16 protein-coding genes are annotated in these 14,212 nt (G+C 40.3%); 12 read left to right on the top strand and 4 right to left on the bottom strand.

What is annotated here, in order from left to right; translation table 11 throughout:
- Nucleotides 1-993: 993 nt before the first annotated feature.
- The 3 genes from K9B36_RS09610 to K9B36_RS09600 all read left to right on the top strand — a co-directional run bounded on the left by K9B36_RS09610 (nt 994) and on the right by K9B36_RS09600 (nt 2,968).
- Nucleotides 994-1,356, top strand: a complete 363-nt coding sequence (locus K9B36_RS09610) for a DUF2294 domain-containing protein (protein ID WP_223701830.1) — start codon at nt 994-996, stop codon at nt 1,354-1,356.
- Nucleotides 1,357-1,474: 118 nt separating this feature from the next.
- On the top strand, nt 1,475-2,479 hold the full coding sequence (locus K9B36_RS09605; RefSeq protein ID WP_223701829.1) for a sodium-dependent bicarbonate transport family permease: 1,005 nt from the start codon (nt 1,475-1,477) through the stop codon (nt 2,477-2,479).
- A 12-nt stretch (nt 2,480-2,491) separates the two neighbouring features.
- Nucleotides 2,492-2,968, top strand: a complete 477-nt coding sequence (locus tag K9B36_RS09600) for a carbonic anhydrase (protein ID WP_223701828.1) — start codon at nt 2,492-2,494, stop codon at nt 2,966-2,968.
- A gap of 145 nt (nt 2,969-3,113) precedes the next feature.
- Here the strand turns inward: K9B36_RS09600 and K9B36_RS09595 are convergent, their stop codons facing one another.
- On the bottom strand, nt 3,114-3,974 hold the full coding sequence (locus K9B36_RS09595; RefSeq protein WP_223701827.1) for a nitroreductase family protein: 861 nt from the start codon (nt 3,972-3,974) through the stop codon (nt 3,114-3,116).
- A gap of 155 nt (nt 3,975-4,129) precedes the next feature.
- On the opposite strand from K9B36_RS09595, the gene K9B36_RS09590 reads away from it, so the two are divergent.
- The 3 genes from K9B36_RS09590 to K9B36_RS09580 all read left to right on the top strand — a co-directional run bounded on the left by K9B36_RS09590 (nt 4,130) and on the right by K9B36_RS09580 (nt 5,783).
- On the top strand, nt 4,130-4,753 hold the full coding sequence (locus K9B36_RS09590) for a histidine phosphatase family protein (protein ID WP_223701826.1): 624 nt from the start codon (nt 4,130-4,132) through the stop codon (nt 4,751-4,753).
- A complete protein-coding gene (locus tag K9B36_RS09585; protein WP_223701825.1) occupies nt 4,750-5,190 on the top strand; it encodes an NUDIX domain-containing protein in 441 nt (146 codons plus the stop codon). The genes K9B36_RS09590 and K9B36_RS09585 overlap by 4 nt, the downstream gene beginning before the upstream one ends.
- 146 nt (nt 5,191-5,336) lie before the next feature.
- Entirely contained in the window at nt 5,337-5,783 is a 447-nt protein-coding gene (locus K9B36_RS09580; RefSeq protein ID WP_223701824.1) for a DUF4385 domain-containing protein, read from the top strand.
- 96 nt (nt 5,784-5,879) lie between these two features.
- Here the strand turns inward: K9B36_RS09580 and K9B36_RS09575 are convergent, their stop codons facing one another.
- Nucleotides 5,880-6,098: a hypothetical protein gene (locus tag K9B36_RS09575; RefSeq protein ID WP_223701823.1), complete on the bottom strand. Its 219-nt coding sequence runs from the start codon at nt 6,096-6,098 to the stop codon at nt 5,880-5,882.
- A gap of 182 nt (nt 6,099-6,280) precedes the next feature.
- Here K9B36_RS09575 and K9B36_RS09570 point away from each other — a divergent pair, with 182 nt between their 5' ends.
- Together K9B36_RS09570 and K9B36_RS09565 are read left to right on the top strand one after the other, a co-directional pair.
- Nucleotides 6,281-7,123, top strand: a complete 843-nt coding sequence (locus K9B36_RS09570) for a general stress protein (protein ID WP_223701822.1) — start codon at nt 6,281-6,283, stop codon at nt 7,121-7,123.
- A 749-nt stretch (nt 7,124-7,872) separates the two neighbouring features.
- A complete protein-coding gene (locus tag K9B36_RS09565) occupies nt 7,873-8,766 on the top strand; it encodes an AraC family transcriptional regulator (RefSeq protein WP_223701821.1) in 894 nt (297 codons plus the stop codon).
- A 365-nt stretch (nt 8,767-9,131) separates the two neighbouring features.
- On the opposite strand, the gene K9B36_RS09560 is transcribed toward K9B36_RS09565, so the two are convergent.
- Nucleotides 9,132-9,560, bottom strand: a complete 429-nt coding sequence (locus K9B36_RS09560) for a hypothetical protein (RefSeq protein WP_223701820.1) — start codon at nt 9,558-9,560, stop codon at nt 9,132-9,134.
- Nucleotides 9,561-9,990: 430 nt separating this feature from the next.
- On the bottom strand, nt 9,991-10,653 hold the full coding sequence (locus K9B36_RS09555) for a YqcI/YcgG family protein (RefSeq protein WP_263399311.1): 663 nt from the start codon (nt 10,651-10,653) through the stop codon (nt 9,991-9,993).
- Nucleotides 10,654-10,952: 299 nt separating this feature from the next.
- Between K9B36_RS09555 and K9B36_RS09550 the strand changes: the two genes are divergently transcribed.
- The 4 genes from K9B36_RS09550 (at nt 10,953) to K9B36_RS09535 (ending at nt 14,170) form a co-directional block, all read left to right on the top strand.
- Nucleotides 10,953-13,073 carry an anti-sigma factor family protein gene (locus K9B36_RS09550; protein ID WP_223701818.1) on the top strand — a complete coding sequence of 707 codons (2,121 nt, stop codon included), beginning with the start codon at nt 10,953-10,955 and terminating at the stop codon, nt 13,071-13,073.
- A gap of 40 nt (nt 13,074-13,113) precedes the next feature.
- Nucleotides 13,114-13,350, top strand: coding sequence for a hypothetical protein (locus tag K9B36_RS09545; RefSeq protein ID WP_223701817.1), 237 nt, complete (start codon nt 13,114-13,116; stop codon nt 13,348-13,350).
- Between the two features lie 160 nt (nt 13,351-13,510).
- A complete protein-coding gene (locus tag K9B36_RS09540) occupies nt 13,511-13,753 on the top strand; it encodes a VOC family protein (protein WP_223701816.1) in 243 nt (80 codons plus the stop codon).
- A gap of 18 nt (nt 13,754-13,771) precedes the next feature.
- Nucleotides 13,772-14,170, top strand: coding sequence for a VOC family protein (locus K9B36_RS09535; protein ID WP_223701815.1), 399 nt, complete (start codon nt 13,772-13,774; stop codon nt 14,168-14,170).
- Nucleotides 14,171-14,212: the final 42 nt, after the last annotated feature.

Raw genomic sequence — 14,212 nt, 5'->3', positions numbered from 1 at the left:
CGGATGATGTACATTCCAGAGCGAAGAAAGTACATGAAAAGGGGAGACGTGGCCAGATGATGTACATTCCCGAGCAAAGAAAGTCCATGAAAAGAGGAGAAGTCAGCGGATGATGTACATTCCAGAGCGAAGTAAGTACATGAAAAGGGGAGACGTGGCCAGATGATGTACATTCCCGAGCAAAGTAAGTCCATGAAAAGAGGAGAAGTCAGCGGATGATGTACATTCCAGAGCGAAGTAAGTACATGAAAAGGGGAGACGTGGCCAGATGATGTACATTCCCGAGCAAAGTAAGTACATGATAAGGAGAGACGTGGCTGGATGATGTACTTTCCCGAGCAAAGTAAGTACATGAAAAGGAGAGACGTGGCTGGATGATGTACATTCCCGAGCAAAGTAAGTACATGAAAAGGGGAGACGGGGCCGGATGATGTACATTCCCGAGCAAAGTCAGTACATGAAAAGGGGAGACGTGGCCGGATGATGTACATGCCCGAGCAAAGTAAGTACATGAAAAGAGGAGAACTCAGCGGATGATGTACATTCCCGAGCAAAGTCAGTACATGAAAAGGGGAGACGTGGCCGGATGATGTACATGCCCGAGCAAAGTAAGTACATGAAAAGAGGAGAAGACAGCGGAAGATGTACATTCCCGAGCAAAGTAAGTACATGAAAAGCCATACCACACCCATCACTTTTGGAAAGTCGTCTAAAAACCCATCTGCCACAATAGATAGCGAAAACCCAATCAAAAAACCATTGACACCTCGCAAAATGTAAGCTATCCTTAGCTTAAATTTAATAACCGAGAGATATTGCTTCCCTTTTTTACAATCCCAACCTTAAGCATGCTGTTAAAGTGATTTGGCTGCATGAAGAAGACTTGGAAAGATAAAAAAGGCGGAGCTGGGATAAATCGGTGTATTTCTTGTGCTGGGGGACCAGTATAAGGAATAGGCCGATTTTTTTTATAGAGAAGGAGGTTATGAAAAGATGAAAAAATCCAAAGGAGCCGTGGAAGCGGAGATTAGTAAAGCCATCACCCAGTGGGAAAGGGACTACCTTGGGCGCGGATCGGTTTCTGTAAAGGCGGATATATTGCGGGATATGGTGATTGTGAATTTACGCGGGGTTTTGACACCTGCAGAGTATAGTGTGTGTGAAACAAACGAAGGAATGCTTTCTATAAAAAAGAATCGCTCTGTCCTAGTGGAATCCGGAGCAGAACAGCTGAAGGAAATCCTTTTTTCCATAACCGGGGAAAAGGTCGTAAGCTTTCATACGGATATAAGCACTCGTACGGGAGAAAGAGTGATGGTATTCAAGCTGGAGAGCGACTACGAAAAAAATATATAATGGGAGATCTTTAATAAACAGATGTTAGTTAAAGGTAAACCGGCAGTTTCGGAAAGGGGATACGTTTCTCCTTTTACTGAAATTGTCGGTTTTTTTGTTGGAGAAAGGAGGCATAATCTTGTCAGAAATCATTTTGCAAAATCTATTATCGCCGGTTGTGTTGTTTTTTGTACTTGGCATTATCGCTGCGATTTTTAAATCAGATCTGAAGTTTCCGAGTGCACTCGGTGAAGCATTAAGCATTTATCTATTAATTGCTATTGGTATAAAAGGGGGGATTGAGCTTTCACATTATTCCATGGAGACCGTTTTTGTTCCAATTATGGGGGCACTGTTTTTAGGCACAATCATTCCTTTTCTTACACTTTTTATGTTACGTTTTATCAAAATGGATTTGAAAAACTCGATTGGACTCGCAGCCACCTATGGTTCTGTTAGTATCGTCACATATGGAGCGGCCATATCATTTCTTGAAGGAAATGGTGTCGCGTATGAGGGGTTTATGAATGCATTGGTTGTCCTGATGGAGAGCCCGGCGATCCTAGTTTCCTTGTGGTTATTGAAAGTATTGGAAAGCGAAAATCGAATACCTTCAACTTCTGGAACTCTGGGAATACTACCGTCGTCTTCCGGATTTATGAACAAGGAAATAATTAGGGAAAGCCTATTCGGAAAAAGTATCGTCCTTCTCCTTGGGAGTCTGCTAATAGGCCTGGCTCTTGGGGAGAGTGCAATACCTGTGATCAAACCATTGTTTATCGACCTATATGGAAGTGTCCTTATCTTATTTTTATTAAATATGGGAATTATTGCAGGGCAGCGACTGCCGGAAGTCAGAAAGCATGGTATTAAGCTCTTGATGTTCGGGCTGCTATCACCGCTCTTTTTTGGAAGCTTAGGGGTTCTTATCGGATATGCAGCAGGGTTATCAGTCGGTGGGACAGCATTAATGGGAGTGCTGGCAGGAAGCGCCTCCTATATAGCCGCACCAGCCGCTTTGAAAACATCGGTACCAGATGCAAATCCATCCATTTACCTGGGACTTTCCCTAGGAGTTACCTTTCCGCTTAATCTTATTATAGGTATACCAATATATTATCAACTATCATTATGGATCCATTAGGAGGGTTTTACGATGTTTGAAAACAAAAAAAGTTTGGTTATAACGGGGTTGAATCAAAAGCTCCAGCCTTTATTTCCTATTATCACAAATAAAAGGGAAGAGGACCTGATTATTATCAATAGCGTTGGGCCCTTCATTTCCCAGCCTTACGGATGCCTGGTGCGAAATGTGATTCTGGCTGTGTATAACGAAAATATAGAAGATGTCTTTATCATTGGAGAAGTCGAAACTGGCAGCCATGAATCGAAGAAAAAAGAGCTATATTCCAAGCTTCAGGATTCAGGCATCACCGTCAAAACCATTCATACCATCAACTATATTGAAGCGGTCAAACCAGATTTCCTTGCATGGCTTGCAGGACCAGCTGATGCAAAAGAAGCAGTCCAAAGCAGTATCAAACTGTTAAAAAGCAACCCGATTCTCCCTGATTCTTTGCCAGTTTACGGTTATATAGTTGATGTGGATTCAGGGGAGTTTAAGACGGTTTAGTTGAACCAACACGCTACAATTTCTTCTTTAAAATGGAGAAATTGTGGCTTTTTTTATGCTAAAATTCCTTAATAAAGCAATGGTCTTCAGCCCAAACCGATAATTCTATTCAGCCTCCCCCACCTACATCCCATCCTGAAAAAACTCAATCCACTCTCCAGCTCACAACATACTCCGTATTCTCACTCAATCGCTTGAGCTCCGGTTCCTCTATTTCCCATTCCCCTTCAATCTGTAGCTCCTGACAGGCCAACTCAAACTGGCACATCGCAATTCCCATATCCAAAAGCTGCATAAGGTAGCCGAAGGAGGAGCTGTACTTTGGTGTATGCTCAATGAAGAAATGGCAGGTTTGACGGTTCTCTGATAGAACAAGGCGCCATGGCTGCTTATTGGAAGCAGAAGGTCCCAATCTTACCATTTCCATCGGCACCTCCAATGGACCGGCGTTTTCCTTTGCCATTGGTGTTTCAAACGTTCCATCATAGAAAAGCTTTTCCCATGACTTTTTATTGTCCGCTTTGACAGCATAGCGCAGTGCCTTATCAAACACACGCTGCTTTTCCTTCAAGTAACCGAGCGGCGTCACACAAGGAATGAACTCATTCTCCCCCAGCCTAATCTCCTTCTCGAACGAATTTCGGGTGAAGGTTCCGCCCATCCAGCACGTTCCAATCCCCAATTGTGCGGCAAACAATGTGGCACGATGAAAAATGTACGCATACTCCACAAGCGCATACTTCTCATTCGCTGACCTTCCCACCAAGTACGCCTGTGGATTCTTAATGAATCCGTACGTCCCAATTTTAAATCCTTTATCTGTCACGTTTTTCTTCACTTGAACGAATTCAATCTGACCTCTGTTGCCAAAGGGGCCGATTAAATTTTGTTCATCTTTTATAAAAGAAGTGATTTTTTCAATATCAGATACTGTTAATTTTTCAGTTTCAAAAGTTCGAACGGACTTGCGAGCTCGCATCGTGTCTATCATAGATCTAGTAGTCATTGGTTCTCCTCTCGTGAAAAAAACTATTACTTTTATAATATATGGCAGGGTGACTGTAATCAATGTAGAAGGTGTTTCCTGAGATAAGTGTTTTAATATGCCAGTAGATACAGGTAAAATATGTCATGAAGATTACATTAGGGGAGAGATGAACGTTGCTTTCACTTTATATAACCAGACACGGGGAAACAGTATGGAATAGGGAGAAGAAACTGCAGGGCTGGAAGGATTCTGAGTTGACCGAACAAGGGAAGATTAATGCTCAGCTGCTTGGTGTTAGATTGAGAAATACCGAGTTTCAAAGAGTCTATTCCAGTCCAAGTGAACGGACGATGACAACAGCTAAACTGATTACTGGAGAGAGGGACTATCCGATATTACAGGATGAAAATCTCAAGGAAATCAATATGGGTGATTGGGAGGGGCAGACTCATGCCGTACTACAGCAGCAGTTTCCAGGGGCATACTACGCCTTTTGGAACATGCCTCACCTGTACTCGCCAAGGTCAGGGGAAAGCTTTGATCAGGTTGGGGAAAGGGCAATTGCCTTTCTTAAGCGGGTAAAAGCAGAAAGCAAAAGTGGAAATGTACTTATTGTGACCCATACCATCTTCATCAAAGCGCTATTGTTACACGTGAAAAAAAGATCGCTCGAAGAATTCTGGGCTCCCCCTTTTATTCATGACACCTGCCTTACCATCATTGAAATAGACGAGGGTGAGTATTATATAAAGCTTGAAGGGGATATCTCACACCGGGATATCGAGGCAGAATCATGATTAGAAAAGCGGTAGGAGCAGTCGTCACACAGGGGCAGAATATATTATTGGTACATAAGGTGAAGATCCGATCGTTAGAGGATGGCCCGGCAATCAGTGAATGGGACTTTCCTAAAGGCGGAGTGGAAGAGGAGGATAAAAGTTTGGAGGTCGCAATCCTAAGAGAACTACTTGAAGAGACAGGCTCCGTCCAGTTCTCGATTATCAAGCAGTTCTCAGAGAAAATCAGTTTCTCCTTTCCTCGAGGTTTTACAGAGAAAACTGGGTTTGAAAAGCAGGAAACAACGATGTTTATGGTAGAGTATACAGGCGACAGAAAAGAATTGGCTCCACAGGATGACGAGATTAGTGAAATAAGATTTGTAGTAAAAAAACAAGTAGCAGAAATGCTTGCCCATCAGAACACAAGAGATTTCTATGAGAGGTCTTTTAAGTGAACTAATACAGTGTAAAATATAAAACCAGAGCTATAATTAAGGCAAACTATAATCCAATTTTTTAGGAGTATAAAAAATGCTCCGTCTTTTTCTCTGCATACAAAAAAGCTACCAAGGGTAAACCTCTAATAAAAAGGGTGACAGCCATGGCTTTTGACTATGATTTGGATTTTGAACACATTGATTTTCGTAAGAATCCTGAACTATACAGGGTTGGCAGGGGAGAGCAGGGTGTGTTGCTGGTGGAGCCTTATAAGAGTGAAATCCTGCAGCATTGGAGGTTTAAGACTCCGGACATTGCCAAAGAGTCATCGGATAAAATCTATCAAATGTTTCTCGATTATCAAGAGAAGGAAGATTTTGTCGGAATGGACATGGCAAGAAAATTTCTGCAGATGGGATATACACGAGCCCGACGCTACACAAATTACAAAGGTGGAAAGAAATATGATGAGGATGGCAAGGTAAAAGAAAGGCAGAACGACCCGGAGAAAGCAGAGTCTGCTTCTATCTTTATGGAAAAATGGAAGCTTGCGCGAGAGGATAAAGAGTATCTTAAGAGGAAAAAAGAACACCAGAAGAAATATGGGTAAATGTTATGATGCCTGTCCCTTCCTGCATAAAGCGGAAGGGTGCAGGCACTTTATTTATTTTCCGTATAACTTTTAGAGATTTTTGACGACTAATGCTTATCTTTTCTTCTTTTTTGAATGATCCACGGTGAGTTTGGTCTTAATGACCTTCTCTGTAACAAACTCCACATGCACATTCCTTTCATCCACATTTAGGACTCTTACAACTTTCCCTTTACGGCCCTTGATGGTTAATTCCTCTCCCTCAGCTGGCAGGGTGTTTCGCAGCTGATTTAAAAGCAGCTTTCTGTTTTCAAAGTATTGAACAACAAACATAACCGTCTCACCTTTTCCTATAATATAGATTTTCTCTCTATAAATATGAAAAAGTGAAGAAATTTAGACCTAGCACTCAATCGTATGAAGTGAGAGAGGGGGTTAGGCCTTTCCATATTAAGTTTACCATTGTCCATAGAGGGAATTAGTTAAAAGAAACCAATTTTCAAGGAGGGAATAAAATGAATAAAACGATTATCGGTGGAGTTTTCAAAAACCAGGAAGAAGCTGTTCGTACGATTCACGCCCTTCATGATTCAGGATATACGAAGGATGATATTTCGATTTTTGCTAAAGACAAGGATGATGTGAAGGGCATTGAGAAGGTAACACATGGTGAAGTGACGAAGAAGGACAGTGGGCGGGGATCGAATGCTGGGAAAGGCTTCGGCATTGGGGCCGGTACAGGTGGTGTCCTCGGAGGAATTGTTGGAATCATAGCGGAAATCGGGCTATTGGCGATTCCAGGAATTGGTGTTCTTGCAGCAGCTGGACCGCTGGCGAGTGTTTTAACCGGTGCAGCCATTGGAGCTGGAGGCGGTGGGATCGTTGGTGCTCTGACGGGTGCAGGGATTCCAAAAGAACATGCACAGGAGTATGAAACTCATTTGAAAAAAGGCCATATTGTCATACTGGTGGAAGCAGACGAAAAAAGTAAAAATGATGTCTACGGGCACTTCTCTTCCAACAACTCAATGAATACTCATATGTATTCTGATGGGGCACTTGCAGGTACTACAGCCAGCACCAATGCAAGCAGTACCCAAACAGATACTACCCATTCAGAAAGCAGCCATAAAGACAGTAGCTCTTTGGACAATAGCCATGAAAGTGGTAAGCTAACGGATACGCGTTCAGACAGCAGCAATAGAGACAATACCTTTTTGGACGATAGTCATGAAGGCAGTAGCCAAACAGATACCTATTCAGACAACAGTCGTAGAGACGGAACCTACTCGGACGATAGCCAAGTAGGCAATACCCGAACAAGCAGAACTACTGGCCGTCGTCACCCGAATTTATAACACTTAAACAATATAAATCAAGGCGTCTGATTCTCAGAGCTATAAGCACTGGGAATCAGGCCTCTTTTTTTACTCTGTTTCTTCTATAATTAAGTGGCTATTTTTACATAGATTGTTGCTATTGGATGGTTTGCATTAGCCTGGGGAGTTTTTAAGTTAACTTTGAAAGGTAGATGAATTTCAGGAGGAGTTGTTAGATACATTTGGAAGGTTGTTAGATGAATCTTAAAATGTGTTAAATTTTGAAAGTTGTTAGATGGATTTTATCTCTAAATTGTTAGATGAATTTTAAAATGTGTTAGATAAATCTCGAAATGTGTTAGATGAATTTTAAAATGTGTTAGATGAATCACGAAAGTTGTTAGATGAATTTTGAAATGTGTTAGATAAATCACGAAAGTTGTTAGATGATAGACAAAAAAGTGTTAGATGAAACAACAAAATCATGTCAGATTGGCTAAAAAATTTGCTCTGCTATCTGATTTTGACCCCAAATAAGTCCACTAACCAAAATTATTAGCTATTATCCTCATAATCACGAGCATTTTTGACCTGAATGGGGAAAAAATAGACATCCGCCCCAATTATTTGTGGGAGACATCTGTATTTATTACGGGCTATAGCAACTATCTTTAAGAAAAGAGCCTTTTCCGAACTTCCTAATTTCCTTCCCACTTCCTTTTAAATAGCAAAAAATGTTAAGAAACGATACCTGGGAACTGATATATTAGTTATAGGGAGGTGAGGGGATGGACTATGGAGTTTGTGTGGAACGTACGCTAGATTACATAGAAGAGAAACTGCAGGAACCGATAACACTCGAAACGTTAGCAGAAGTTGCCTGTTTTTCTCCTTTTCATTTTCATCGTGTATTTCAAGCGCTAGTCGGAGAATCTGTAATGGATTATGTGAGAAAAAGACGTCTAACACGTGCAGCAGAGCGACTATTCTATTCCGATGTAAAGGTGATAGATATTGCAATCGATGTGGGCTTTCAATACCAAGAGTCCTTTAACCGCGCATTTAAAAAGTTTTATGGAGTGTCACCTAATCAATATCGATCCGCAAATGTACTATCCGGTCCCTTGCGTGGAAGAGCCTGCCTTACTCAGATGAAAATCCAAGGAGGAAGTATGATGGAACCAAAATTACTCACAAAACCTACATTTCACTTTATTGGCTATGAACTGAAAACAAGAAACATAGAAGGTCAAAACAATAAAGACATTCCTGCATTTTGGCAGCTATACCTTCAGAAAAGTTTATATGAGAACATCCCAAATCCCCTAAACTGTAAAGAAGAACTTGGTATCTGCACGGATTTTTCTCCTGAGACCGGTGAATTTACTTATTTAATCGGAATGGAAGTAGCAGAAGGAACTCCAGCACCTGAAGGGCTAGTGTACAGAAGTTTCCCAGAGACGGAATATGCAGTATTTACAACACCAAAATCAGATGATGCAACTTTTTCAGCCTCCATTCAGTCGACATGGAACTACGTGTTCACGGAATGGTTTCCTAAATCCGGGTATGAACATGCAGGGGGCTTGGATTTGGAGTTATATGATGAAAGATGCCATGAGCCTGAAAATAAAGTAATGGATATCTATATTCCGGTTATGCGTGGAGTTGGAGGAGCATAGGGAAAGTTCTTACAGGGATAATCGGAAGTGTTGCATAAAAAAAGGCACAACTAGTGGTTCATACTAGCTGTGCCTTAGCTGGGTTTTGGTGTATAATCCAGTCTGAAAAATTTTTGATACCAGGGAAGAATGAAGTCGCGGTCTTTCAATATGAAAATTCCATCATTGGCTTATCCATGTTTTTCTCCTAAATGTGATAGAGTAGCTGCCATGTAAACAGGTAATCTGATACGCCCAGCTCACTTGGTAACCTGCCTAGCGATGGACAGTTGAACAGTCAGAACCGAACGGTACGTATGGTGTGTGAGAGGTCGGGGGTTAGTCACCGCCTTCTACTTGATTTTCTTTACCTTCCTAATTTTCTACTATGCCTTTTTTAAGTTAATGAAAAGGTTGGGTAAGAAAAAACCTAATAAACTCACGCCATAAACAAGTAATATACTTAATATGATGGATAGTAACGAAGGATCCGCCGTAATATAATATGTTAGACCATACAACGGTCCTATATAGATACTGAAGAAAAATATAGTTGGCAACAAGAGCTCAAGTAAATGACCTATTACACAGGCTGCTAATCCTAACCCAATATATCCGCTAATGAATGGGAAGAATTGCTTTTCATTCTTTAACCCCATATAGACACCTAGAATGCCCCAAAAAGCTAAAAATACAATGGATAGTATTGTCTTATAATAAGTTGGAGGAAAACCTTTAAAAAAATCAGTAAAACCTACAAAGTTAACAGTTATAGAAATAATAAGAATAATAATAAGGGGCTTGATCATTTTCATATAGAAACCGCCTTTCTTTTTAGTGTAATTTTACACTAAAAATTACATTATGCATATATAGTTTTTGGTTTTTTTGCATTTTAGTTTAGTAACTTCCACCTTTTAAAAAATCTTCCTTAGAATTTCATCAAGTTATTAGACCAAACACTAAAAACCCCTATAATGAAATCTATCTTCCATTATAGGAGGCGTTAATGTGATATCGCACAATAATTCGCAAATGGATAGGGTCAATCGGAACTTTTATATGAAAAAAGGCATAACTAGTGGTTCATACTAGTTGCGCTTTAGTTCTGTTTTGAGTGAAAATCTGTTTGCGGATTTTTAGATTTTTTCTCGAATTCATCTTCCTTCTCCCAGAATACTAATCTATTCGTCCAATCAAAGCAGCACAAGAATAAGCGCAATATCACTTGCGCTTTTTCTAACACTATTTCCTATTAGATGACTTTATTGTCCGATGGAAAGGACACTTTGCTATGGATGTATCGTCATCATGGAGAAAATATTGCTTCCATTCATAGTTTTCCGGGTTGCCGTAGCTGTTTAGGTCCGGGTGAATATCAATAGTGTCATAGTTTTCTAGCCTTTTTCGCACCTGCGATTTGATTTTCCTGGCGTATTCCCCTTGCTTTCCGAATTCTTCTAATACCCATCTTGGAGTAATCGCAAGTACATATTCCTCCGAATGTCTGCTTTTTCTATTTCTATGAGAAGGAGTACCACAATACATGAAATATTGTTCACCATGATAGCAAAATTCCCATAATGGGTGAAGGGGATCTGAAGGTATATGGGCTGGCCATTCTATTTCATCTATTTGAGATAAGCCGTTTAGATGTTTCCAAAAAAGTTGTTCCCATTGTTCAGTTGAAAAGGTCTCTTTTACATCAAGAGGTGTCTCAAAGAATACAAGCAGTGAGGTGTACGGTCCGTTTTCCTTGGCAGTTTCTGTGTAGAGAGCCAAAAGGTCTCCCAGTTCTTCAATTGATTTTTCACTTCTAGGATCCCCAGCAAAACCATAGCGGAACTGATTCAAAGCAAAACCCTGGGTGGCAGGTATGCAAGGAAATGGCCGCTCTTTGTCTTTCATCTTAGCCTCAAACCTCTCCATTGCCTGTTTTTGCCATGGTGCTAAAAGCTCCCTGTCTGAAGGATCGTTTTTGTAAAGTTTATTTATCTTCCTCACCTCCTAAAGCATAATCAGTATATTGACACCATAAGGGATGGGTGAGTGTCCTTTAATAATTTTCCCTCCAACACGGAATAGGAAAGAGTACCAGCAACAGTTGTGTTAAAATTTCCAATATTAAGGTAAAATGAATGTTATAACCAAATTAGGAACTCCTAGAAAGTGTAAATATAGAGGTCTCTAGCAAAAGGAGGATAAAGGTGAACGAGTGGAAGGATCATATCAATGAAATTCTAAATGGAAGTATAAATGACTATGAACCTATTATTATTTTCCATGAAGAAAAGCTACATCAATTCATATTATTACTAGTTCGCGATGAGAAGTTGGCGAAAGAGTGGACAGTCAACACTCTTGAATATGTGTATAAGGTATTGCCTTCCTTTAAGAAACAATCTAGAGAAGATTTTGATAACTGGTTTATTCTTACGGCTGTAGCTTTTATATTCAATCAGCTCGAATCTATAAAAAGACCCCACAATACGAAAGAGGTTTCCGGCACCAACCGTGAAATTGATCGTTATTTTATACAGTTGCCAATCCATACTCAACAAGCTCTACTGCTAGCTCGGATTTTCAATCTTTCACCCCAATCTATCAGCTTATTGATTGGATCCAGTGTGGAAGAAATTAAACAATCTCTTTTTTCTATACCAGAAGAGCTGGTTCAGAAGCAGTTGCCGGAAAACCATGAATCGCCTTGCCTCGATAATAATAGTCTGTACCTTTATGTAACAAGTTCAGATCAAATAGAAGAGACGGAAGACCACTTGGAATTCTGCCCAACTTGCAGGGAGAGACTTCAGCAGCTAAAGCGAATTCTAAATGGCTGGAATGCATATTTTAATTCCCATGGTTTAAGCGAATCCTTGAAAACTGAAGTGCTTGAAAAGTTAGATCCCTATAAAAGACAAAAAGTAAAGAAACCCTTGTCCTATCAACTTATCTCCGTAGCTTTTGTTTTAGTAATTGGAGCGCTTCTTATCAATACTATGCCGCATTTATCTAATTGGAAAACACTTGCCGGAAACTACCTCAGCCATGGAGAGTTCTATAATGTCTGGGACAAGGGTACTTATATCGCGACGGATAGGGAAATCTCTTTCGAAATCACTGGAATGGAGATGTCTCCAATCTTGACGAGGGTAGACTTTGAGATAAATAGTGAACGGGAATTGGTTGAGAATCAGTCTCCTACCGGAAGTCAGTTAATCGATATATCTAAGCCGGGTTTAGTAAGTCTTAAAACAAAAGAAGAGCTATATCCTATTCGAGTGATAAGCGCCATTTCTAAAAATGATGAGCTTACAAAGGGTTCTTTTTATCTCGATTTGAACCGTATTGAAGATTTGGTTCTTCCTGAAGAATTTGAATTAGTTTTCAACAGCACAAGAGTCGGGGGAGTACTTGGACAATGGGAGATTACTCTTCCCGTACAGTATCAAAATGGATTAGTATCTATGGAAGAAACCGAGCTAGGTCAAACAGTCAATTTGAATGATAAAGTGAAAATAGACTTAGAGAATTTCCTTCATAGCGAAACAGGCAGTCTATTAGATTTTTCTTACGAATTTACCTATCAAGAAAAAGATCGCATCATAAAAAGATATGAAGAGTTGAGAAGAAAGGAAGGTTATGGATATTTCTGGAATCACCCCCAAATTACCACTGATATTAAAGTAGAGAATGAAGCAGGGGAAGAGTTACTTTTCCATTCCACCTATAATCCACCACAGGATAATGTCCCGCTGGATAACAAGGTTGAATCTGCTATCCCAACCATAGAGACAGTTAATTTATATCATAATTATTTTGTAGACCTAGCAACGGGAAATACAACAAGAGCTTTGGAAAAAGGGGAGAAGCTGTATGCTCGCATTAATGAAGTGACTTACAGCGAATTTGCCGGATTTGAACTATCCATAGATTTGAAAGAGGCGGAACGGACACCAATCAATAAAGAATATGAAGGTACAAGTATCGACTATTATACTATCAAAAGACTAGAGGCAGATCAGGACAATCCAGAACGGTACGAAGTCAAAATTATAGGCTCGCATGAAAGCGATACTTTTATTACAAGATTTCAATGGTTTTTAGGTAGTTTCGACGGTAATCCACCAGACCATGTCTCTTTCCAAGCCAATTGGGAGGATTTTTATGAAACCCCTGTTTTTCAAGATCCCAACACGCTCTACCATTTCGAAATACCTTTAAACCAACCGCTTGGGCTTCCTGAATCTTTCACTCTAACTGCGTATGAAGCAAGCTATCATTTTAGGGTGGAAAACTTGGAGAGAATACCATTGTTTAGGGAGTAGCAGGAGCGGTGATTCGTGTTATATAGGAGGAATTTTGTTAATGAAAATAAAAACATACTTGGTTGTTTTTTTGAGTGTCTATGTGTTGCTTAGTCTGCCTGCAATTCTTGGAATAGGGTATGTAATCGATTGGGTTCCTGAAGCAACCTTGCTTCAGAAGTTTAATGGGTATTTAGTGGAAGGTCTCTTAAACAATTATGTTATAAAGATTGTAGTTGCTTTGCTTGTTGCGGGTGTGGTGGGTTTGGTTATTTCTAAAAGACGGCAGACATCTTGAAATAGTGACGTTTCTATCTGTTCTGAAAAACTAAGGGGGTATTAGGATGTTAAACAAAGTATGCGTACTGACAATAAAAGTGAACGATATGAATGAGGCGGTTAATTTTTACACAAACGTACTAGATTTTTAGGTTTCCAAGAAGTACGGTGAGAATATTGTGAGCCTGGTACATGAAGGTGTACCGCTGGTTTTGGAAAAAGCAGATGACGGCAGTACAGGCCGTAACCAAGGAGTGCTTCTTGGCATCCAATCAGAAAATATAAAGAACGATTTTGCTAGTCTAAAAGAAAAAGGAGTGAAGATGCTTTTTGAAGAGCCTCAACCTTGTCCACCTGGTTTTTATTTTGTAATAGAGGATCCAGCGGGCAACAAGATTGAAATAGTGGAGTTTTCAAAATAGGTTAGGAGGTCAGACAAGATGATATTCGAAATGACTACTCAGTTTCGTGTTAGTAATTTTCAAGAAGGACTGCAGTGGTATCGGACTTTGTTGAACAGAGAACCGGACTTCACCCCTCACGAAGGATTTGCTGAATGGGAGCTTATTCCTGGCTGCTGGCTGCAAATTGCAGAAGGCACACCTACAGAAGGAAGCGGGCCTCTACGCCTCGGTGTAACAGATATGGAAGCCGAACGTGAAAGAATGGCGCGTGTGCTTGGCACTAATTGGTTTGAAATTTTCTCAAGGTCTGAGGTTCCGGTGAAATGGGGCACATTCACAGATCCATGGGGAAATAGACTGGGTTTCTTTGAATACCAGAATAAAACAGAAGAAAAAGCACGTATAGCTGAAGTGCTAGGGGAAATGGGAGTTTAAATGAGCGGAAAGGAGGCGTTTTTATAATTAAATACAACAACC

The sequence above is a fragment of the Sutcliffiella deserti genome, assembly GCF_020037475.1.
Lineage (GTDB): Bacteria > Bacillota > Bacilli > Bacillales > Bacillaceae_I > Sutcliffiella_A > Sutcliffiella_A deserti.
This window is presented reverse-complemented; position numbering and strand designations above follow the sequence as displayed.

Excerpts from the sequence above, each read along its gene's own strand:
- K9B36_RS09610 (WP_223701830.1), top strand. The coding sequence starts at position 994 with ATGAAAAAATCCAAAGGAGCCGTGGAAGCGGAGATTAGTAAAGCCATC.
- K9B36_RS09600 (WP_223701828.1), top strand. The coding sequence starts at position 2,492 with ATGTTTGAAAACAAAAAAAGTTTGGTTATAACGGGGTTGAATCAAAAG.
- K9B36_RS09595 (WP_223701827.1), bottom strand. The coding sequence starts at position 3,974 with ATGACTACTAGATCTATGATAGACACGATGCGAGCTCGCAAGTCCGTT.
- K9B36_RS09585 (WP_223701825.1), top strand. The coding sequence starts at position 4,750 with ATGATTAGAAAAGCGGTAGGAGCAGTCGTCACACAGGGGCAGAATATA.
- K9B36_RS09580 (WP_223701824.1), top strand. The coding sequence starts at position 5,337 with ATGGCTTTTGACTATGATTTGGATTTTGAACACATTGATTTTCGTAAG.
- K9B36_RS09575 (WP_223701823.1), bottom strand. The coding sequence starts at position 6,098 with ATGTTTGTTGTTCAATACTTTGAAAACAGAAAGCTGCTTTTAAATCAG.
- K9B36_RS09570 (WP_223701822.1), top strand. The coding sequence starts at position 6,281 with ATGAATAAAACGATTATCGGTGGAGTTTTCAAAAACCAGGAAGAAGCT.
- K9B36_RS09565 (WP_223701821.1), top strand. The coding sequence starts at position 7,873 with ATGGACTATGGAGTTTGTGTGGAACGTACGCTAGATTACATAGAAGAG.
- K9B36_RS09560 (WP_223701820.1), bottom strand. The coding sequence starts at position 9,560 with ATGAAAATGATCAAGCCCCTTATTATTATTCTTATTATTTCTATAACT.
- K9B36_RS09555 (WP_263399311.1), bottom strand. The coding sequence starts at position 10,653 with ATGAAAGACAAAGAGCGGCCATTTCCTTGCATACCTGCCACCCAGGGT.
- K9B36_RS09545 (WP_223701817.1), top strand. The coding sequence starts at position 13,114 with ATGAAAATAAAAACATACTTGGTTGTTTTTTTGAGTGTCTATGTGTTG.
- K9B36_RS09535 (WP_223701815.1), top strand. The coding sequence starts at position 13,772 with ATGATATTCGAAATGACTACTCAGTTTCGTGTTAGTAATTTTCAAGAA.